The following is a 22,931-nucleotide window of genomic DNA, read 5'->3' on the forward strand; positions in this document are numbered from 1 at the left end:
TAAAAACGCTTTCAAAACGAGGTGATCTTCTTATAAATGTTTAAATTTATCTTATTTCTTCTTTTCATTACACTCTTTTCGATAGGTACTTGGCGTTTTCTTCATTTTCTTTTTAAATACTTGGCTAAAGTATCGCTGATCGCTATAACCAACTTTTTCTGAGATTTCATAGGTTTTCATATCTGTTTTTTGCAATAATAAACAAGCGTATTCTACTCTTACATTCGTTAAAAATTCTAGAAAGGTAACTTCTGTTACTTGCTTAAATAATAGACTAAAGTAACTCACACTTAATCCAACATGTTCAGCTACATTTTCAATGCCTAGATCATTTTGGAAGTAATCTTTTATATAGGTGATTGCCTCGTGTATCATGGCTTGTGATGATTGTCTGGATTTGTATTCCCCATTTAAAAGCTGTGATGTGATTATGTTCTCATTTACAAGTGAATCAATTTTTATCAACTCCCTTGCATGATCCAACGAAGTTTTTATATCAAATAGGTAATCAACGGTTCTGCCAATTGCTACTACACTTTGTTTAGAAACCTCTTGTATTTGTCGAGCAAAAAGTTCCGCATTCCTTGCGGTCTGATCGGACATTTGACTGGCAAATTCTATTATGGCTATTGCTTCCTGCTCTGATATTTTGTATAAATATAACGCATCAGTCATCTTCAGAAAAAGATCATTCGATTTCTTGATCATATGATCAATGTCTTTTTCTTTTGATTTGATGATCAAAGCAACATAAGGGTTGAAAGAATTCGCTACATTAGATTCATGAGGCCCGAACGTCATCAACTCATAAATTACGTGCTTTCTTCGCTCATAATCACCGATTACTTGCTTACTTAATTTCTCTATGGCTCTTAAAATACATTCATGTAATTCATCATAATCAATCGGTTTTAGTATATAATCTAATGCATCATATTTCAGTCCCTCTCTAGCATATTCAAATTCATCGTATCCGCTTATTAAAATAATAATTGGTTTATTTGACATCTTATGTACCCGTTTAAGTAACTCAATGCCAGTCATGCCTGGCATTGAAATATCCGTCAATAAAATATCAATTCGTTCTTTTTCTAAAAACTCGATTGCCTCATGTCCATTTTGTGCAGTCCCAACGACTTCACAACCTAGAAGATCCCAATCAATGATATATGAAAGATTTTTTACAATCAGCGGTTCATCATCTGCTATTAATACTTTATAGGTCACTTTTATCACCTTTAATTGGAAATGTAATTTTCATCATTGTACCTTTGCCTTCTTTCGAACAAATCATCAGTCCATACTCTTCACCATAATAAAGACGTAACCTCTCTTGCACATTACGAATTCCATGCCCTAAACGTTTCTTATCGTTGTCTTCCGTTGCCCAGCCATTTAATTTCCATAACACTGTCTCTTCAATTCCTGATCCATTATCTTCAATCCAAAGATTCCCTTGCCCGTTCGTAAACGAACCTCTTATTTTAATAATCCCTGCGTGGTTCTGAGAAAAGGCATGATTTAAAATGTTTTCTACTAGCGGCTGAAGAATAAGCTTTAAAACGAGATGATGTTTCAATTCCTCCTCAATTTCCACTTCATATGAAAATCGATGATCATATCGTATTTTCTGTATTTCTAAGTAACTGATCACATGTTGCAATTCTTCCTTCACCTTCACCTCAAAATCACCGTTTATACTAATTCGTAATAATTTCCCTAGATTAATCGTCATTTTACTAATTTGCTTTTGCCCGTTTAAAGAAGCAAGTGCATTGATCGACTCAAGAGTGTTATATAAAAAATGAGGATTTATTTGTTGCTGCAAAACTCGGAACTCCGCTTGTCGTTTTTGTTCCTGCTCGTTCTTCACTTCAATGAGTAACTGTTGAATTCGTTTAATCATGCTATTAAAAGCGTTCGAAATCTGCCCAAATTCTTTTTGTTTAAACTTGCCCATTCGATTACTTAATTGACCTTGTTCTACTTGCTTCATATGTATCAATAGCGCTTGTATAAATAGAGAAATCCGTTTTAAATACAATAGGTTAAAGAGAATGGCAATGATGACCGTCATGCATACAATCAACAATGTCGTGTTTCGGATATGTACAATATCATTTGCGATTATTTCCCAAGGTGTGACGGAAATCAACAGCAAATTTGAGCCTGATCCCGTTTTAAAACTTGATGGCATGAATGTCAGTAAGCTTTTTTCATTGTTCCATTCATCAATTAGATACCCTTTATCCAAGGTTTGAATGTCTGATAATTGCTTAACACTCAATTTACTTCCAATAAGATCACGATTTAATGAATAGAGAATTTCCCCTTCTTCGTTTAGGAGCATTTCATCGGACTGTCCTTCATGAATATCGTCAAAAATTTCATCAAACAAATCTATCTTGATCTGTAAAATCAAGTACCCTATGTTATTTAAGCTATTAATCTCTTTTACAACTCGACCTTGCGTTAACCATAATCCGTCCCCTTGAAAGAGTGAAGCGTTCTCAGATGGCAATAACCAAACGGGTCTTCCTCTCTCCTGCATCATGAGCTGATAAAAAGAACTCGAATTGAATGTTTCAAAGGTGGGGATCGATGTATTCTTCATATGGACAACATCTCCATTATCTTGATAAAGAATAAAATCATTCAATTGAGTATTTCCATGCATGATTCCAGCAATAGCTTGTCGTTTATTGTAAAATTCAAAGATCGAAGTGGTTTTTTTAGACTTCAGAAAAGATTGTATTTCACCTGATGAGATAACATAATCAGAAAAAGTGTTCATCTCTGAAATAGAAGTCAGTAAATTACGATCTAAAGCTTTCAGTGTTTGAACCGTTTGATTGCTAATTTTTTGCTGTAAAGTTTGAGAAGAAATTCTATAAGAAAAAAAGCCCAAGATAACAATGGGTAAGATAACGAATAGCAGAAACGCTACAATTATTTTTTTTTGAAAAGTCATCATATCTGCACCTATTTCATTTTACGGATGGGAATTATACTGCTGAAACATTTTATCAAGATTTCCAAGATACTCACTGACATTCTTATCATAAAAGAATTGCAAGGAATATTTTCGAAAATCAGATTCTGAAGCTGTACCTCCTCGCCAATAGTGGTTAGGCCAATTTTTCGATTTCCCTTCTTTTATTTTTTCAAATAACTTACTGACCTCCTCACGTTTGTTTTCTACGCCTCTGACTGTACTGATAGACCCTTCATAGTCTGAGAGTCTTTGAGCATTTACCGCCTGCGTTAAAAACTCTAAAAACTTTTTTGCTTCCTCTGGATATGGAGTATCTGAAGATATAGCTAATCCTATATCTACCCCGCCTAAAACAATATTATCGTCTGCTTGATTCGTTGCTGGAAAAGGAAAAATTCCATAGTTTAAATCGGGATTAATTTTTTCAATCTCTGGAAGAGCCCAAGTCCCCATAATGTACATCGTACCTTCTTCTTGTGCAAACTTCTGATTCGCCTCAAAAAAATCATCGCTAAAGGAGTTAGGTTGAACATAGGAAAGGACAGTCAATATTTTTTTTGAAATATCTTTCCATTCCCGACTATCTTTTATAGTAATCTCTCCTTGCTCCCAGTAATTATTATCAAATTGATTGGCAACTAGATTTAAGTTAAATATACTGGTTTGATCGGCCTCACTATTCGGCATGAGCATCGGTGTTTTTCCTGCCGCTTTTAATTTTTCCATCGTTTCAATAAATGAATCCCATGTTTCTGGAACAGTCAAATTTAATTCTTTAAAATGATTTTTATTATAAAGCACCCCAACGGCATTTTGAGTTAAAGCGATTCCAAACATTCGACCATTTACAAGATAACGGTCCTGTATGCTTGGTTCAATATTTCGAATAAATTTCTCATCAGATAAGTCCAATAAATATCCATTTTTCGCTCTTATTACATAATCCTGCTCAATAGGATATGTTACAAATAAATCTGGAGTATCTCCCCTTGCAATTCGTGTTTTTAACACGTTCATTCCATTCGGCACAATGACTTGGTTAATTTCGACTTCAGGATTTTGTGCTTCGAACTCATTAATCAGTTCCTCAAAAATAGTCTCCGTTTCATCCTTCGGTGTAAAAAATTCAAGGCTGACTTTTTCTTGTTGAATGTTTGTCTGGGTAGCTTGATTGCAGGCAGATAACCCTAGAATACATAGTACGGGCACTATTCGTAAAAGGGGTGCCATATACATCCTCCTCTTAAATTTAATAATTCAGAAAATAATTAGTATAAGATTTTTAGATAGCTTTTTATTTAACTGCCTTTAGAGAATATTCGATATGAGATGTTTTTAACTATATTATAATAGTTAAAATCAAAAAATGGATAACAATTTTTGATGATAGTGCTATGAGTAAGGAACTTGGTGAATGGCTATGTCAGACATTTGCTCAATCTGTTCATCTGTTATATCACTTGCTTTTTCAACTTTCAACAACCGTAACTATGAGCATGCTAAGGCATAACCGATTAGTTTGTACATGTATAAATCCCTATACCTATAGGCATATAAATTTTTAAAAATCATAAAACATAATAAGTGAATAATAAAAACTGAAGGTTTGTCATGACAAAAAATATCATCTAGACTCAGGTTATGAAACAGTGCCTGATGCCAATAAAATTGTTTTACGTATGTTAGGAATCGTAAACCAAAATGATAAATCCCATTATTATAAATTACTAAATGGAGAAAAAGAAGGACTATTTGGCCGCAAAAAATATGGAAAACGAATGTATCAAGTTCGAAGGAAAGATATCATTCAGTATGCAGAAAAATGCTTCCAAAATGAAAAATGAGAATTATATGACATTGACTTTATAACAAATTTAAACCAAATTGATGCAAGCAACAGACTTCCAATGATTGATAATAGTACTGCAAAAAGCATTCAATACTCTTTGAAATATCTAAAGTTTCATGAAATCATTTAGGATACCACTTTTAAAAAGGGAGAAAAGAATTTAATTATGCATATAAACTTGAAAAGCACTTAAATAAAATAGATTTCTAGCAAAAAAGGCAGTGATTTGTCAATATCACTGCCTTTTTTCACATTCATTCTCACGTATCCAAAAACGTCTTCCCCTTTAATTCATTCAACGTAACAACAAATTCATAGAGAAGTTTATACGAGTTTTCCATATCTTCTAAGTCTACTACCTCAATCGGTGTGTGGGTATAGCGCGATGGGATGGAAATAACGCCGGTTGATACGCCTTTATGTGTCATATGAATGGCCCCTGCGTCTGTGCCAATGCCCATAAATACTTCAAGCTGGTAAGGGATATGACTGTCTTGTGCTATCTTCTTTAAATGTTGTGTAACAAGTGGGTGGGCGATCAATGATTTGTCGACAATTTTAATACAAGGGCCAGCCCCTAAGACCCGTGTGCCTGTCATCAAGGCGTCATGTGTATCACTTGATGGCGTGGTATCTAGGATTAAAGCATAATCTGGTTCAACAGCTGCTGATACAACGGATGCCCCTCTTAATCCTACTTCCTCTTGAACAGTAAATGCCCCGTAAATATCGCCATGTTTAGCACCTGTTTCACGAATGTTTTGCAGGAAGCGGATCAGTAGCGCACATCCCACTCGGTCGTCGAATGCTTTGCCGACGACACGATTGTTGCCAATTTTCTTACACTCCGTTCCATAAGATATCGGTTGCCCGACGCGAATCCCCATTTCTGAGACTTCTTCTTTTGAGCGAGCACCGACATCTATGTAAAGCTCGCGATGGTTAGCCACTCGATTTGGGTCATCCCATTTTACATAGTGAACCGATAGAGTACTGATTACCCCATGTACAACGCCACGATCCGACTTAATAAGGACAGGTAAAGAAAGCAAGATTCGGTCATCAAACCCACCTAATTTTTCAAATCGAATCAGGCCGTTTTCCTCAATTTTTTTAACAATAAAGCCGATTTCATCCGTATGCGCCGCAATTACTAAGGATGGGAATTTTTCATCATTCCCATTTATTTTTACTAGTAAATTGCCAACTGCGTCGACATGATATTCGTCTACATAGTCTTTCACTTCATGTAAAATAAACCGTTGCACATCTTGTTCGAAACCGCTTGGTCCAACGATATTGCTTAGGCTTTTTAAGAGTTCAAACATTGTTGTTCCTCCTTGTATAAAATTAGGGTCAGACCCCACAACATTATCTCGTTTTTATAGGTCGTAAATGACTTTTTAAACGGTATATGGTGTGTGAGGTCAGACCCTTTCGCATAAATGACGCTATAAGTTTTCTTGCGTGTGAGTTTTTCCTTAATTCGTCAAGTACACTTCAGCAAAATTGTCATTTTCCATTGGATGTGCTTTAAATCCTTTTACATAGCCCGCAAGTCCCATAGGTGGCGTTGTGTGACCAATTGTTACCCATGGTGCATCTTGATGGAAAATTTCCTGTGCTTGTTGGTACAACTTGATGCGCTCGTCTTGATCAAATGTTGTACGAGCTTGTTGTAATAGCATGGTAAACTCTTCATTATTATAAAAAGCACGGTTGCTGGCTGGTTTTTCGATATTCGTATTGCTTAAGTTCGGGAATAAGAAATTATCTGGATCTGCCATAACGCCCGTCCAACCGTATAAGGCCATTGGATGTTCCCCTTCACCCGTCTTTTGTAAATAGGTTGCCCACTCATACGTTTTGATTTCTGCGTCAATGCCAATCGCTTTCAAGTTCGCTTGCATCGCTTCTGCTATCTTTAATGGTTGTGGTAAATATGGTCTTGGATTACTCATCGTCCATAATTCCGTTTTGAAGCCATTCGGGAAACCTGCTTCTGCAAGTAACTTCTTCGCTGCTTCTACATCGTATTGGTAATCTTCAATCTTATCATTATAGCCCCAAAGTGAAGATGGGAATGGGTTTTTCGCTACTTCTGCATAGCCATTATAGAATGCATCAATTAACTCTTTTTTGTTAATCGCCATATTAATGGCTTGACGAACTTTTACATTGTCAAATGGTGCCATTTGGGTATTGAAAACCATAAATCCTGTGTTAAAACTTGGACGCTTAATCAGGCTTAATTGTGAATTTGCTTTAATTGTATCGGCATCATCTGGATTTAGTCCATCAATGATATCTACTTCACCACTTTGAAGAGCTGTTAGACGGGATGAATTATCCGGAATCACGCGGAATATCATTTCATCTAAGTATGGTTGTCCATTGACATAATAATTTTCATTTTTCTTTAAGACCACTTTATCATTACGACTCCAGCTCTCAAACTTGAATGGTCCAGTACCAACTGGGTTTTCATAGAACTTGTCTCCATATTTTTTAATCGCATCAGGACTGGCAATTCCGAACATCGGAATCGCTAGATAGCTAAGAAATGGCGCCGTTCTTTCAGTTAATGTAATTTCTACAGTTGATTCATCCACTGCTTTTACAGAGGCAATTTTGTGATTTGGATCGCCTTTAAATCCACCATATAAGAATGGATAGTATGGGAAATCTCCCTTATGGTATGGATTTGCTGGATCCATCCAACGTTCAAAGTTGAATACAACAGCATCTGCGTTAAAATCGGTGCCATCTTGGAATTTCACACCTTTTTTAAGCGTAAGTGTCCATGTTAAGCCATCTTCAGAAACTTGAGAAGATTCCGCTAGTTTTGGTTGCAATTTGAGCTTATCATCATAGACAAACAATGTTTCAAAAATATTATGCGTCACACGAATCGACTCACCATCGGTAATATTGATTGGGTCTAAGCCAATCGAATCAGCGCCACGGCCATAGATTAATGTACCACCGGCTTTCGGCTCTGTTGTTTCGCTCTTGTCTCCGGCTTTTTCTTTGTTGCCACCAGAACAAGCCGCAAGTACTACTGTTAGTACAATTAAAAGACTGACAAAAAATGAAGTTTTCCGTTTCATCATCGTTCCCCCTATTTTCTATATGGAAAGCGGTACGAAGTGTTCGTCCCGCAATCTACCAATTCTTAGTTTTTCATTTTTGGATCTAAGGCATCTCTGAGTCCATCACCCATTAAGTTAAAGCCAAGGACCGTCAACATGATGGCTAACCCTGGGAATAAAACGGTCCATGGTGCCTGAATAATATATTGCCTTGAATCAGCAAGCATTTTCCCCCATTCCGCTTGCGGAGGTTGGGCTCCCATCCCTAAGAAGCCGAGCGCTGCTGCTTCGATGATCGCTGTTGCAATCGCCAATGTCGCTTGTACAATAATCGGTGCTGAACTATTTGGCAACACATGATGGAATAAAATACGACCATCACTCATCCCCACTGCTCGAGCCGCCATAATATATTCTTCCTGTTTCACACTAAGTACTTTCGAACGAATGAGTCTGCCGAAATTCGGAATATTGATAATCGCAATCGCAATTAAGGCATTTTGTAAGGATGGCCCTAACACGGCTACGACCGCAATTGCTAATAGAATACTAGGAAAAGCGAGCATAATATCAAAAATTCTCGAAATCAGTGTATCAATCCATCTTCCGTAATATCCGGCGATAATGCCAAGGAAGCAGCCAAGGATAACAGATCCCGCTACCGATACGAGGCCGACCCATAATGAAATTCGAGCTCCGTATAGTACCCGGGAAAAAATATCCCGACCAAAGTCATCGGTTCCAAACCAATGCTCAAAAGAAGGTGGGGTATTTCGGATGGAAAGTTCTTGGTCATTGACGCCATATGGAGCCAGTAGCGGTGCAAAGATCGCAATGATCACAAAAAATAGCACAATACCAGCACCAATCAATGCGACTTTATTTTTCTTAAAGCTTTTCCATCCTTCCCGCCATGGGGAACTCGCTTCTTCCTGTTGAAGCTGGTCTATCTCATTTTCACGTTTTGCTAAAACCGGCACAAAAATCCCCCTTCTCTTTAGTTGTATTTAATGCGTGGATCGATAGCAACATACAGAAGGTCCACAACTAGATTAATCAGTATGAAGATGGTGGCAATGATGAGAATACCAGACTGAATCACTGGATAATCACGAAACCCAATCGCTTCATAAATATAACGGCCAATTCCAGGCCAGCCGAAAATCGTTTCCGTTAAGATCGCTCCACCAAGTAATAGTCCCACTTGAAGTCCGATTACAGTTAACACCGGGATGACCGCATTTTTTAACGAATGCTTGTACACAACAAAGAACATTCTCATCCCTTTTGCACGTGCCGTTCTAATATAATCGGAACGCATGACTTCTAACATACTAGAACGAGTAATGCGGGCAATAATCGCCATTGGTATCGTTGCAAGTGCTAAACTTGGCAAGATTAGATGGCGGATGACTTCACCGAATTGATCAAATCTACCAGCGATCAATGTATCGATTAAATAGAGATTCGTTACCACTTCAACTGGATCACGAACATTTTCTCGCCCTGTTGAAGGTAGCCAACCTAATTCTAAAGAAAAAGCCCATTGCTCCATTAAACCGAGCCAGAAAACCGGAATCGAAATCCCAATTAACGCCAGGATCATCGCGGTATAATCAAACCATGAATTTTGAAACCAGGCACTGATAATCCCTGCATTTACGCCAATGAAAATCGCAATGAGCATTGCAACCAAGGATAATTCCAGCGTCGCTGCAAGATATGGCCAAATTTCATCCTTAATCGGCGCTGAGCTGCGTAATGATTCCCCTAAATCTCCTGACAGGAGCCCTTTTACATAGTGAAAAAATTGCACATACCATGGATCGTTTAAGCCAAGTTTTTCGGTTAATTGCGCCATCGCTTCCTTTGTTGCTTGCTGTCCTAAGATCACTTGGGCCGGATCACCTGGGATGGCTCGAATGATGAAAAACACAACAATTGTCATACCAAACAGGACGGGTATAAGCATCAATAGACGGCGAATTGTGTACGTTAACACAAGAACCCCTCCCCTTTCATTTTACAATGTTTTTTCGAAATTTATTTCAGACGACAAGCCACAAAATGGCCTGGCTCCACTTCCACTAAATCATCACGTTCTGAGTCAATATTCATCCAAGAATCATCGATGACATACGGACTTGGCAGTGTGCCAAATTGGATCGCAGCTTCTGCACCCTCTTGGTAATATTCCGGATCAGGTATCGGAACTGCCGCTAACAATTGTTGGGTATATGGATGAAGCGGATTCTGATAAATTTTCTCAGCGGCAGCTAACTCCACCATCCGGCCTTTATACATAACCCCAACTCGATCACTAATATGACGGACAACGCCAAGATCGTGGGCGATAAAGATATAGGTTAATTGAAATTCCTTTTGCAAGTCTTTCAATAGATTAAGAACCTGTGATTGAATTGACACATCCAACGCCGAAACAGGTTCATCAGCAATGATCAGTTTTGGATGGGTCATTAACGCCCGGGCAATGCCAATACGTTGCCGCTGTCCACCACTAAATTGATGGGGATAGCGTCTCGCGTGATAACTAGTTAGCCCTACTACCTCTAACATGTCGCTTACCTTTTTCTTTCGTTCAGCTGCATTGCCAATTCCATGGACAATCAGCGGTTCCTCTAATATCTTCTCCACTGTATGTCTCGGATTAAGCGATGCATATGGATCTTGAAAGATCATCTGAATATTACGCCGTACTTTTCTCATTTCTTTTTTCGGTAAAGCCCGAAGATCTTGATTATCGAATAGAATGGTTCCTTCTGTCGGTTCAATTAACCGAAGCAGCATCCTGCCTGTTGTCGACTTACCACAGCCACTTTCGCCAACAATCCCTAATGTTTCGCCTTCATTGACATGGAAAGAAACACCATCCACAGCCTTCATATCGCCGATTTTCTTCCCTAGAATCCCGCCCGTAATCGGGAAGTATTTTTTGACATGTTCCACCTGTAAGATCGGCTTCGTCATTCAGAAACACCCCCTTGTTGTTCATGCAGAAAGCATCTTACTTTTTGCCCTTCTCCTGTTTGATACAGTTCAGGCGTTTCCCTAAAGCATCGGTCGAAGGCATGCTCACAGCGTGCGGCAAAACGACAGCCATCTTTAATACTTCCTGGCTTCGGAACATTTCCTGGAATTGAATAAAGCCGATCGACCTTTTTTCGCATATCAGGAACAGATTTAATTAACCCAATGGTATAAGGATGCTTTGGATTTCTGTAAATCGTCGCAATATCGCCTTCTTCGACGACCTTTCCCGCATACATCACAACAATGCGCTGACAAACTTCCGCAACAACGCCAAGGTCATGGGTAATCATCATTATCGCCGTTTGATAATCTTGGTTTAACTTTTTCATAAGCTTTAGAATCTGTGCTTGGATGGTGACATCTAGAGCAGTTGTCGGTTCATCAGCGATTAACAATTGTGGATTACAGACCATAGCCATCGCAATCATCACTCGTTGACGCATGCCGCCAGATAACTGGTGAGGGTATTCATTTAGCAATTCTTCCGCGCGAGGTAAGCCAACCATTTGCAAAATTTCAATCGCTCGTTCCTTCACTTGCTGCTTATTCCACTTGTTGTGTAAGCGAATCGTTTCCATAATCTGATTCCCAATCGTAAACAACGGATTTAAAGACGTCATCGGTTCTTGGAAGATCATCGTAATATCATTGCCTCGAATTTGTCGCATCCGTTTTTCCGATGCCTTCGTCAAATCCTCGCCTTTATACAAAATTTCTCCGCCAACAATCTTACCGGGAGGACTGGGAACTAAGCCCATAATCGATAACGAAGTCACCGATTTCCCACAGCCCGATTCCCCAACAACCCCAAGTATTTCTCCTTTGTTAATATAAAAATCGATATCATCTACTGCCGCCACTTCTCCATCATCCGTAAAAAAGGAAGTACGCAGATTTTTCACTTCTAAAACAGACTCACCTTTCATATGAAAGCTCCTTCCCATAACATCTCCCGGCATCTCATTTGAATTAACATTCTAGAATTTGTATTTTCATACAACGCATTCCTATAATTGTATACATGAAAAATCTCAAATTTATCAAAAAAATCAATAAACTAGAACTAAAAGTACTTCTAATCCACTTATTTGTATTCTTTTGATATAATAATATTTTTAGAATGTTTGTTGTTTTTATGTAGTATACCGCAAAACTCTACATTATTCTACAGAATTTTCACACCTTTAAGAGGAGACAAAGCTCCCGAAACCTTTGCGGCAGATACTACTGAATGACTGAAAACGCTATGATTTTATGGGTAAAAAAAAGACAGAGAGCCAAATTGATCAATCATGGGCTCTTTGTCTTTTTAAATTTTCGAATAAATTCGGAGTGGTGACAGTGGGATACAAACTATGATCCTATCTTATTTTTAGATTTCTTCACATACTTCTTATTTTCTTTTTCACTTCGATATGTCATAACCTTTTCCCTCACCATTGAAGGGTCTTTTTTTCTGGTCATCATTTTAACGAAAGCATCCTCTACACTATAGCAAATGGATCTATATAATCCCATCTATTCTCCTCCTTTAACTTGCCATTTTACGTGCTACATAAAAGCGGCGAGCGAACCAACCTATAATGCCCATTCCAGCTACCGTTGAAGCAGTTGCTGTAGTACGCTTTTCTTCTTGCTTGGTAGCATGTTCTTTCTTACCGAGATGATAATATTCATCAAATATAACTTTAGCTTTTTGATATTTATCAGGAATTTGAAAAGCTTCTCCCTGCAAACCCAGATTATATGCGTCATCTTGAATCTCTTTTATTTCTTTATTAGACTCAAATCCTTCTTTATACCAACCTACATATTTATCGGTCTCAAGTTGCGGCTTCTTATAAATCAGCATGGTGAAAGCTGCTTCATACCCTTGTTTTTTGTACTCTACTTTCAATTCACTTTGCCCTTTTTCAAAACCCTCATTGTATGAAGCTATGTATAAATCTTTAATATTTTTAGGAGGTCTTCCATCGTTTTCATCTTTTCCATCTTGATAACCAAGAGCAGCATACTCCGCTTTCTTCTTTTCATCTCTTTCACTTACCGCTTCATTAAACCCTATAGTAAACGATTCTTGTAAACTGGTATTTGCCTTAAATGTATCAGGAATCACAAGTTGATCCTGTTTAGCTCCAAATTCATAGCCTGTCTGCTTAGCCTTTTCTTTATCAGCATGTAATTTATTGTTTCCTTCTAAATAACCCTTTTCATATCCCGACTGATACCCTTGAATATAGTCATCAGATCCATTTGCACTAGTATTCTTTGTTGTATCGGAATAACCAGCTGTATACCCTACAGAATATCCTTCTTTTTCACCAGTTGCTTTATCATTTTCTGCAGTTATCTTGGCAATTTGGGCTGGGCTATGATTTATTTTACTAGTGTCATAACCACTTGGCGCTTCACATGGTATACCATCATCGACCGTGTTTCCCCAACCATCCAGTCTTTCTGGATCATTCTCTTTTGTATACCCTTTTGAATTCCAGTATTCTACTACTTCCTCATAACTAGAAAAATCGGAACAATCCTTATCGCTTGATTGAGTGGGAGTTGTAAAAGTGGAATTACTCTTATGCGAAGATTCCGCTGTTCCCCCGTTATGATAATGGTAGCCAGAGCATAATCCTTTTGCTTGAGATTTTGCGCTACAATTATGTCCCCCACTGCTATCCGTCCTTCCAGAATGGGCATAAATCGTAGAACCTAAAACAAATGAAAGGAGCAGCGTAATAATTCCTATTCTCTTTATCAAGTAATAACCCCATTTTCAATAATATTCTGACATTACAAATAAATTCTTTATTTGTAATATTTACATATTTACTAACTTTTTACAATAAAGTTTTTTTTGTTTGTCAGTAGAAAATATTAATTTAATGAGGTTAGTTGAAATTATCATTATTATTTATATAACTTTTGTAAATATCGAATAAAATGAAATTAACTTTTAGTGTAAGGAAGGCAACCTTTTCATAATTAATCCCTCAATTTAAATGAATTGCTGGAAAGCCTATAGATCTTACTAAAAAGTTTACGAGATTCTAAAATACTAAAAAATATAATAACGCTTACATTTTTACATTAAAGTGCTCAATCTAGCTCTGTTTGATGTATCCTCCTCCTTTTCCAACATTACGAGCCGGAAATCCAATTACAAGCCGGATTTGCCTATTTACGCGCCGGAGCCATTTCAGGAGCAGGGATTTGAAAAAGCTCCTCCTTCGAAGTATTTTAAAAACAGTTCAAATATCCGGAGTAGTAGTTGACATGAATTCATCCAACTCCACTGCCTAGTAAAACAAAGTGTCCATTGGTGGTTTATTGCACACAATGGGCACTTTCTGTTACATTTGCACTTCTAATTTCCTGTCATTCTGTCCTGGTTCTACATCGTCTATCATTCTCATTTTTTTCAAACCGTGCATGATTTCATACTTCTCCCGACCAAAATAATCATGAAGATCTAGATAATATTTATAAAGTTCATCATAAATTTTCACATTTTCTACGATTGGAACGAAGACTTCCTCTTTAACTTTAGCCATCTTCTCAGCTGCTTCAAAAATCGTGTCGTAGCCACCATTATATCCCCCTGCAGCAACAGAAGCATACATAGCAGCACCTAAAGCCGTTGTTTGATTCGAAGCAGGTATTTTTATTTCACGATTGGTAATATCAGCGTATATTTGCATAAGCAATTTATTTCGTTGTGGAAGACCACCACATGCAAAAAGTTCGCGAACCTCTACCCCTGCTTCTGTAAAATTTTCAATAATTTTTCTAGTCCCAAATGCTGTCGATTCTAATAAAGAACGATAGATTTCTTCCGGTTTCGTAGCTAATGTCAGCCCGATAATCGTCCCAGATAAATTGGCATCAACTAAAACAGAGCGATTGCCATTCCACCAATCCAAAGTGATAAGGCCAGATTGTCCAGGTTTATACGTGGATGCCTTTTCCTCCAATACTTGATGCACACTTTTTCCTGCTTCTTCTGCTTCTTGTACGACATAGCTTGGTACTGCTTGCTCTACATACCAAGCAAAGGAATCTCCTACCGCAACTTGACCAGTCTCATAACTGTAGTAACCAGGAATAATTCCATCTTCTACAATTCCACAAATCCCTTCGATCGCTTCTTCTTTATCCGATATCAGCATGTGACATGTAGACGTCCCCATCGCCAATACGAACTGTCCTGGGTGTACCGCTCCAACAGCTGGTACTCCAGCATGAGCATCAATAATTCCAACAGCAACAGCAATCCCCGGTAAGAGCCCTAATTTGTGAGCCATCTCTTCTGTCAGTTCTCCTGCCTTCTCGCCAATCGACCGAACCTCACCACGCATTTTTGTTTCTAATATATTTTCCAGTCGTGGATGAAGTGCTTGAAAAAATGAAGCCTCTGGATACCCAGCTTCTTTATTCCAAAATGCTTTATAACCACATGTATTACTACTGCGAATCAGATTGTTGGTTAATCGATACGTTACCCAGTCACAAGCTTCGATGAATAAGTCTGCTTCTTCAAAAACCTCCGGTGCCTCTTTGATAATTTGTAGGATCTTGGGAAACATCCATTCCGAAGAGATTTTGCCACCATAACGATGTAAAAATTCCTCATTTCTTTCTTTGGCAAGTCTTGTTATTTCATCTGCTTCTTTATGTGCTGCATGATGTTTCCATAATTTCACCCAACTATGTGGATGGTTTTCCCATTTCAGATCCAAACATAATGGATTTCCTTGTTGATCTAAAGGTAAAATAGTGGAAGATGTAAAGTCGATCCCTACCCCAATTACATCTTTCTTATCGATTTGAGCCAAACGCATCACTTCAGGAACGGAGTGAAAAAGCACATCTAAATAATCTCCAGGATGTTGTAGAGCCCAATCTGGTTGAAGTGATTGTCCATTCGGCAGCATCTCATCTAATACGCCATTTTTATAAGCGGTTACATGCGTGGCGATTTCCTCACCAGTGTCCACGTCAACCAATAGTACCCTTCCTGATTCCGTTCCAAAATCGATTCCTATCGTATATTTTCTTGTCAAATCGTTTTCCCCTTTCTTTGTCGCTAGTGTATGTAATACATTTTCACATTAAAGTGTTTAGTTTCCTTAAATATCCCAAAGATTCTTCCGCGTACGTATATATCAAATCCATTTCCGGCTGTCCTTTATCAGGTTGAAAAGGATTGACACCAGGTGCCATACACTCCACGACAATATAACCAGTAAAATCAGATTTCTTCATCCCCGATACAAATTGTCCAAAATCAATATGTCCTCTGCCAAGTGCACGTCGATTACTGTCTGCTACATGTAGGATTTCTAAATGATCTTTAGCCAGTAGAAATGGGGTTTCCATATCTTCGTCTTCCATATTCATATGGTATGAATCCAGCAGCATTCTTACCTTCGGATGTCCTACTTCTCGAACAAATCGTACACCATCTTGACCGCTGTTGACAATACAACTCTCATACCGATTTAAAGGTTCAATCACAAGTGTAATATCTAATTCACTGGCTTTTTCTGTTAGCTTTTGCACAGAATCCACGGCCCATTTCCAATCCTCTCCATTTTGTCCCATCGGCGCGGTCTTTCCAACTGCCGAAGGACAAACAACGAGGTACGTTCCTTCTACTTCTTTAACAGCCTCTATTTGTCTGTTAAAATACTCGATCGCTTTTTGACGGTTTGTTGGGCTGGCATTCGCTAAGTCTTGTTCTTCATTTGGCCATCCTGTATCTCCTGTCAAACCGCCAATTTCCAAAGACAACGCCTTCGAAAGCTGTAAAATATCTTTCCAGTTATAGTCATTCACAGCTGCTCGAATTTCGATTGCATCATAACCTGTTTGAGACACAAATTGCATAACCTTTTCTATTGGTAGACTGCCAAAAATCCAACTGCATATCGAAAATTTCAATTCGTTCCCCCTCGTTCCATTCAAAATGAAAAAAGGGAAGAGGCACAGACCATCTCTGTCCTACCACTCCCTTTTCACGTAACAAGTATCTAACGTTCAACGCCAGCTGTGCCATTTTCAAGTAGAGCCATAGAATGAATCTTTATTGCTGGAAAAATACGACACGGGCATATATTCTCTTTCTTTCCCTCTATTTAATTTACAACCGTAGCGGCAGCCTGCGTCAACTGAACTGGGGCCCCTGTTTCGAGAGATTGTTGCGCTGCTTTTGCAATACGTTCAGCTTGTAAACCATCAAAGCCACTACAACTCACTTCTTGGTTTCCAAGGCATGCAGATGCAAACTCTGTTACTTCTTCGATATAGGCTTGGGTGTATCTTTCAAGGAAAAAGTAAAGAGGTTTCTCTTTTTTCACATGGTCATTCGTTGATACTTCAACAGTTGTAGCTCGGTTGTTATCGACTTGCGCAGCTCCTTTATCACCAAATATTTCAAGTCGTTGATCATATCCGTAGGCTGCACTTCTGCTATTATCGATGACACCAAGTGCACCGTTTGCAAATTTCAACGTGATGATTGCCGTATCAATATCACCAGCCTCGCCTATTGCTGGATCCACTAGAACTGCCCCATATGCGGAAACCTCCACAACTTCACTGCCCATAACGTAGCGTGCCATATCAAAGTCGTGAATGGTCATATCCATGAACAACCCGCCTGATGATTTAATATAAGCAAGACTTGGTGGTTGTGGATCCCGTGAAGTGATTCGTAAAATATGAGGTGTTCCGATTTCACCTTCTTTTACGAGCGTGCGGATTTTTCGGAAATTTGGATCAAAGCGACGATTAAAACCGACTTGAAGCTTTACACCAGCATTTTCAACGACAGTAAGTGCTTCTTCTGTTTCAGCCACAGAGAAGCTAACTGGTTTTTCACAGAAAATATGTTTCCCAGCTTGTGCTGCTTCCTTAATTATCGTTGCGTGTGTATTTGTCGGTGAGCATATAAAGACGGCTTGGATTTCCGGATCATTAAGTAATTCATGGTAATCCGTTGTTAATACGTCAATTTGTTTCTCTTTTGCCCATGGTTCTAGATGATCCGTCGCAACATCCGAAACACTCTTAATTCGGATTTGTGGAATTACTCTCAAATTATCCACATGTAATTTTCCAATACGTCCCGCTCCTATAATTCCAACAGTCAATGTCATGGCCAATCCCCCAATAAAAGTATTGTTAATGTTTCAAGTGTTCGCATTATGATATTCACTATTATTCGCAAGGTCGTCTTGCCTATTTTTTAGATTTTTTACGTTTAATTCAGCGCTTAATCTTTGAATTAGAAACTATCCGAATATACCGGCTGACTCTTTACTCTTTATTTGTATGATTCATTAAATCTCTTACTGAGTTTCGTTCTATAAGCTCTGGTGTAAGCATAATTCTGTGTCCAGACATAGTAGGTTTTTCAATCGACTGCAAAAGCTGATGAATGGCTAAACGCGCCAATTCCTCAATAGGTTGCGCGATTGTCGTTAAGCCTGGGTCCGCTATCTCGGCATGTATGGTATTATCAAAGCCAATCACCGATATGTCATTAGGAATAACTACATGTTCCTTCCGTGCTTCATTCATAAAAATAGCAGCGATTAAATCCGTTGCCGCAAATACCGCAGTGGGTTTATTCTCTAATTTCAAAATTTCCTTGGCAGCTTCTCTCGCTTCTCCAATTTTGGACTTAGAGTAAATAACCAAGTTGTCATTAAACTTAATTCCCTCATCAGCAAATGACTGTTTCAAACCTTCTACACGCAGGCTTCCACTGGCACGATTTAATTCAGCAATGACAGCCACATGTCGATGTCCTTTATCCAATAAGTAGCGTCCAGCAAGATATCCACCACGTACGTCATCTGTCGTTACAACGTGAGACGTAAAGGATGGATGATCCACTGAAAACATTAACAGTGGGATATTCCTGCTCTGAAGTTTCTTGAAAACCTTCCAATCTTTTGGATCTGTTGCGATAATAATGCCATCCACTTGCTTTTTTAAAAGAAGTTCCAGATAGTCCTGCTCACGTTCTCGCTGATAATCTGTACTGCAAATGATGATGGCATAGCCGGTTTCCCGAGCATTATTTTCCAACGCCCGGGCAACTTCAGCAAAAAATGGATTGGCAATATCAGGAACGAGCACTCCAATTGTAAATGTCTTCTTCCCTGTGAGCGCTGTCGCTACACTGCTTGGTTGGTATTCGAGTTCTTGCATAATATCCACTACTCTATTTTTTGTTTTTTCGCTAATGCGCCCTGTATTATTGATTACCTTCGACACAGTGGCGATGGAGACCCCCGCCTTTTCTGCTACATCATAAATGGTCGGCTTCATCTGTTTTCAAAACTCCCTCAAATTGTTCTTTACCTTATTTTAGCATGAAGGAAATTTGCTAGTGAGATCGATCGTCCTATTTTGCAATACTCTTTAAGAATTCTAATTTTTCTTGGGCATTTTCTTTTGTGATGATGTCAATTCCACTGTTTATTCGCTTATCGATCTTTTCCCCTTTTATTGCTTTTAATGCATTTTCGACGCCTTGATAGCCCATATTATAAGGACTTTGAGCAATAGTACCTGAAAGCTTGCCATCTAAAATAGATTCAACCGCTTCTTTTGTGCCATCTGTACCGATTACTTTTATATCAAGTCCTTTTGATTCAACAGCACGCACTACACCTAGTGCCATATCGTCATTGGCTGCGAAAACTCCTTTTACCTCCCCATTTTTCTGCAGGATATTTTCCATAACAGTCATCGCTTTTGTTTTATCACTATCTCCAGGTTGTTCCGCGACAACTTCTAGACCTGCTTTTTTAAGTGCTTCTTTTGCCCCTTTAATTCGTTCATCTGTAGCTGGATTGCCAAGTGCTCCTGAAATTAATACCACTTTATCTCCCTTTTGCAGCATAGAAGCAAGTAAATTGCCACCTTCCATACCTGCTGTGTGATTCTCTGTACCGATAAAGCTTGTTTTCCCAGCAAAATCGACATCTGAATCAATCAGGAGAATTGGCAAATCAGATTGAGCTGCTGTTTCTAAAACGGGAACAACTGTCTCCGGTTGAGTGGGAGCGACAACGATCGCATCTGGCGATTGACTGATTTGATCTTCAAGCATATTTACTTGTTGGATCACTTCTGACTCGGCAGATGGTCCAACCACGACTACATCTACACCGAATTCTTTTCCTGCAGCTTTTGCTCCTGCCTCAACATATTTCCAATAAGGACTAGATAAAGTTTTTAAAACAACCGCAACACTTTCTTTTCCGCCACCGCTTGCTTTTTTATCTGCGCTACTGCATCCTGCAACTAACGCGATACAACTTACTGCTACTATAGCTGTGATCCATTTAAACTTCCTATTCATCTCATTACCCCCATTTTTCTATGTCCTATACGTGCTTTTAAAACTCATTATCCTTTTTTACCTTTTCGTTGACGAAGGACGTCAACATATACAGCAGCGATAATAACGAAACCAATGACCGCCATTTGGAAATCTGCAGGAACGTTTAATAGGTTTAGACCATTACGAAGAACGGCTATAATCATCGCACCGATTAAAGTACCCCAAACCGTACCAACGCCGCCCATGAAGCTAGCACCACCAATAATAACGGCTGCAATTGCATCCAGCTCATAGGAAAGACCAGCTAGAGGGAAAGCAGAATTCACACGGCCAACCATCACAAGACCCGCCAGTCCTGCCATTAAACCACTAATTACATACACAATAATTAACACACGATCCACATTAATTCCTGATAATCGAGCTGCTTCCTTATTCCCACCAATTGCGTAAATATATCGACCCGTCTGTGTTCTCGTTAAGAAAATATGGAAAATGATATAGACGGCTATAACTAGTAGGAAACTAACTGGGATCGGACCTACAAATTCACGTCCTAGAAATTGGATCAAATATGGGAATCCAGCAATCGGAGCTGCTGCAGTAATAATCAGCGCAATACCACGGGCAATGTTCATCGTACCAAGTGTAGAAATAAACGGATGTGGTAAACGTAATTTTGTTAATAACAAACCGTTTATTAAACCAAATGCAGCACCGACGGCAAGACAAACAAGAATACCTAGAATGGGACTCAAGCCCATATTAATAGAAACAATTCCCATCACCATAATGGAGACAGCAAGTATTGAACCTACAGACAAGTCAATACCAGCTGTTAATATTGGAAGAAGCATTCCAATGGCCAGTATGGCATTAATAGAAGACTGACGGGCAATGTTCATGACATTATTCATAGTTAAAAACTTGTCCGATAAAAATGTAAGGATTGTAGTTAAGAGTACGAGACCGATTAGTGGTGCAAACTTACTTACATAACTCTTTACTGTTTTCTTTGGTTTAGTTTCTTCGTTCTTTGGTTTTTGAATGACTACTTCACTCATCATTTCATCCTCCTGTTGCCGCTTTCATGATTCTCTCTTGAGTAGCTTCTTCTATCTCAAGGTCAGCGGTTATTTTCCCTTCACTCATTACTAGGACCCGATCACACATACCAAGAATTTCAGGCAGGTCTGAAGAAATCATCAACACGATGGCACCACTTTCAATTAACTGATTCATTAATCGGTACACTTCAACTTTTGCACCAACGTCAATACCTCTTGTTGGTTCATCAAAGATATATACCTTTGCTTGTGTGCATAACCATTTGGCGATAACTACCTTTTGTTGATTCCCTCCACTTAGGTGTCGTGCGTGAAGATCAATGTTATTAGGTCGCACCTTCAATTCTTTTATATAATTGATTGCTTCTTCCCTGATACCTTTTAAATCAACCAATCTAGATTTCTTTGTGAATTTCCGCATATTTGCCATGGCAATGTTGAAGTCGAGCGGTTGATCAAGTAGAAGACCTTCACTTTTCCTATCCTCCGTAATAAAAGCAATGCCTGAATCAATTGCATCTCGAGGTGATTTAATGCGGATTTCCTTTCCATCTATAAAGACTTTTCCACCGCCACGTACATCTGCACTGAAAATGGCTCTTGCTAATTCTGTTCGTCCTGCACCAACGAGCCCAGAAATGCCAACAATTTCACCGTATCGAACCGAAAATCCAACGGGTTCTTTCGTTCCCGATACCTCTATGTTCTCAACTCTAAATCCTTCTTCTCCAAGCGTAAACGATTGCTTCGGGTACTTTTCATCCAGCGTCCTGCCAACCATCAATTCAATCCAGTAATCCGTTTCAGTTGTCTGAACTGGCAACGTATCTATTTTAAATCCGTCGCGAAGAATAGTGATCCGATCGCCCATCCGTCTAATTTCTTCAAGCCGGTGGGAAATGAAGACAATTGCAATGCCTTTTTCCGTTAATTGTTCAACACAGCTATATAACTGTTCTACTTCTGTTCCACTAAGACTAGATGTCGGCTCATCCATAATAATCAATTTCGCATCGAGGGCGAGCGCCTTCGCAATTTCGACAAGTTGCTGCTGCCCAATTCCCAACTCTCCAAGTTGCTTATCTGCAAGCGCCGGGCTCTGGCCGAGCATCATCAAACAGCGTTCAGCCTCCTTGCGCATTTCTTTTTGGTTAAGAAGGGACAGCTTTCCTCGGCGCTTTAATTCTCTTCCAAGAAAAATATTTTCATAGACCTTTAATTCTGGAATGACATTCAGTTCTTGATAAATGGTCGCAATGCCAAGACTCATAGCCTCAACTGGCGTATTAAGTTGAATTTTTTGACCTTCCCAATAAATCTCACCAGCATCTTTTTCGTAGGCACCTGTTAAAATTTTAATAAGAGTGGACTTTCCTGCACCATTTTCACCAAGCAAAACATGAACTTCTCCAGCTTTTACATCTAGATCAATCCCTTTTAAAACATGGTTTTGACCAAAGCTTTTTTTAATTCCTTTCATTTCTAGGAGGCTTCCTGCATGAGTAACCATGTACAG

Annotated in this window: 19 protein-coding genes; 1 reads left to right on the plus strand and 18 read right to left on the minus strand. The window is 38.9% G+C overall.

Going from position 1 to position 22,931, the window contains the following annotated elements:
- Positions 1–51: 51 nt before the first annotated feature.
- From AC625_RS16790 to AC625_RS16800, 3 genes are read right to left on the minus strand one after another with little or no spacing between them, the layout of a single operon-like run.
- Positions 52–1,227, minus strand: a complete 1,176-nt coding sequence (locus AC625_RS16790) for a response regulator transcription factor (protein WP_049682328.1) — start codon at positions 1,225–1,227, stop codon at positions 52–54.
- A complete protein-coding gene (locus AC625_RS16795) occupies positions 1,217–2,971 on the minus strand; it encodes a cache domain-containing sensor histidine kinase (RefSeq protein WP_049682329.1) in 1,755 nt (584 codons plus the stop codon). Before AC625_RS16795 ends, AC625_RS16790 begins: the two co-directional genes overlap by 11 nt.
- 21 nt (positions 2,972–2,992) lie before the next feature.
- Entirely contained in the window at positions 2,993–4,225 is a 1,233-nt protein-coding gene (locus AC625_RS16800; RefSeq protein WP_049682330.1) for an ABC transporter substrate-binding protein, read from the minus strand.
- Between the two features lie 419 nt (positions 4,226–4,644).
- Here AC625_RS16800 and AC625_RS16805 point away from each other — a divergent pair, with 419 nt between their 5' ends.
- A complete protein-coding gene (locus AC625_RS16805; protein WP_049682331.1) occupies positions 4,645–4,839 on the plus strand; it encodes a hypothetical protein in 195 nt (64 codons plus the stop codon).
- Between the two features lie 265 nt (positions 4,840–5,104).
- Here AC625_RS16805 and AC625_RS16810 read toward each other — a convergent pair whose 3' ends face one another.
- The 15 genes from AC625_RS16810 to AC625_RS16875 form a co-directional block, all read right to left on the minus strand.
- On the minus strand, positions 5,105–6,172 hold the full coding sequence (locus tag AC625_RS16810) for a M42 family metallopeptidase (protein WP_049682332.1): 1,068 nt from the start codon (positions 6,170–6,172) through the stop codon (positions 5,105–5,107).
- Positions 6,173–6,325: 153 nt separating this feature from the next.
- Complete coding sequence (locus AC625_RS16815; RefSeq protein ID WP_425415455.1) at positions 6,326–7,957, minus strand: ABC transporter substrate-binding protein; 1,632 nt, start codon at positions 7,955–7,957, stop codon at positions 6,326–6,328.
- A 62-nt stretch (positions 7,958–8,019) separates the two neighbouring features.
- Positions 8,020–8,916: an ABC transporter permease gene (locus tag AC625_RS16820; protein ID WP_049682334.1), complete on the minus strand. Its 897-nt coding sequence runs from the start codon at positions 8,914–8,916 to the stop codon at positions 8,020–8,022.
- Positions 8,917–8,933: 17 nt separating this feature from the next.
- A complete protein-coding gene (locus tag AC625_RS16825) occupies positions 8,934–9,938 on the minus strand; it encodes an ABC transporter permease (RefSeq protein WP_049682335.1) in 1,005 nt (334 codons plus the stop codon).
- A 41-nt stretch (positions 9,939–9,979) separates the two neighbouring features.
- On the minus strand, positions 9,980–10,924 hold the full coding sequence (locus AC625_RS16830) for an ABC transporter ATP-binding protein (RefSeq protein WP_049682336.1): 945 nt from the start codon (positions 10,922–10,924) through the stop codon (positions 9,980–9,982).
- The gene (locus AC625_RS16835) at positions 10,921–11,913 is read right to left on the minus strand and encodes an ABC transporter ATP-binding protein (RefSeq protein ID WP_049682337.1); all 993 of its coding nucleotides are present in this window, start codon (positions 11,911–11,913) and stop codon (positions 10,921–10,923) included. Before AC625_RS16835 ends, AC625_RS16830 begins: the two co-directional genes overlap by 4 nt.
- 427 nt (positions 11,914–12,340) lie before the next feature.
- Complete coding sequence (locus AC625_RS26900; RefSeq protein WP_156187569.1) at positions 12,341–12,505, minus strand: hypothetical protein; 165 nt, start codon at positions 12,503–12,505, stop codon at positions 12,341–12,343.
- Positions 12,506–12,518: 13 nt separating this feature from the next.
- On the minus strand, positions 12,519–13,748 hold the full coding sequence (locus tag AC625_RS16840; RefSeq protein ID WP_049682338.1) for a YHYH domain-containing protein: 1,230 nt from the start codon (positions 13,746–13,748) through the stop codon (positions 12,519–12,521).
- Positions 13,749–14,340: 592 nt separating this feature from the next.
- A complete protein-coding gene (locus tag AC625_RS16845; RefSeq protein ID WP_049682339.1) occupies positions 14,341–16,050 on the minus strand; it encodes a ribulokinase in 1,710 nt (569 codons plus the stop codon).
- A 43-nt stretch (positions 16,051–16,093) separates the two neighbouring features.
- Positions 16,094–16,930 (minus strand): sugar phosphate isomerase/epimerase family protein, encoded by an 837-nt coding sequence (locus AC625_RS16850; RefSeq protein ID WP_049682340.1) that lies wholly within the window; start codon positions 16,928–16,930, stop codon positions 16,094–16,096.
- A 194-nt stretch (positions 16,931–17,124) separates the two neighbouring features.
- Complete coding sequence (gene iolG, locus AC625_RS16855; RefSeq protein WP_049682341.1) at positions 17,125–18,147, minus strand: inositol 2-dehydrogenase; 1,023 nt, start codon at positions 18,145–18,147, stop codon at positions 17,125–17,127.
- Positions 18,148–18,307: 160 nt separating this feature from the next.
- A complete protein-coding gene (locus AC625_RS16860; protein WP_049682342.1) occupies positions 18,308–19,327 on the minus strand; it encodes a LacI family DNA-binding transcriptional regulator in 1,020 nt (339 codons plus the stop codon).
- A 76-nt stretch (positions 19,328–19,403) separates the two neighbouring features.
- On the minus strand, positions 19,404–20,366 hold the full coding sequence (locus AC625_RS16865) for a sugar ABC transporter substrate-binding protein (protein ID WP_049682343.1): 963 nt from the start codon (positions 20,364–20,366) through the stop codon (positions 19,404–19,406).
- 47 nt (positions 20,367–20,413) lie between these two features.
- Entirely contained in the window at positions 20,414–21,412 is a 999-nt protein-coding gene (locus AC625_RS16870) for an ABC transporter permease (protein ID WP_049683788.1), read from the minus strand.
- Between the two features lie 4 nt (positions 21,413–21,416).
- Positions 21,417–22,925 (minus strand): sugar ABC transporter ATP-binding protein, encoded by a 1,509-nt coding sequence (locus AC625_RS16875; protein WP_049682344.1) that lies wholly within the window; start codon positions 22,923–22,925, stop codon positions 21,417–21,419.
- Between the last annotated feature and the right edge of the window lie 6 nt (positions 22,926–22,931).

Origin of the sequence: Peribacillus loiseleuriae, from assembly GCF_001183985.1 — a bacterium.
Lineage (GTDB): Bacteria > Bacillota > Bacilli > Bacillales > DSM-1321 > Peribacillus > Peribacillus loiseleuriae.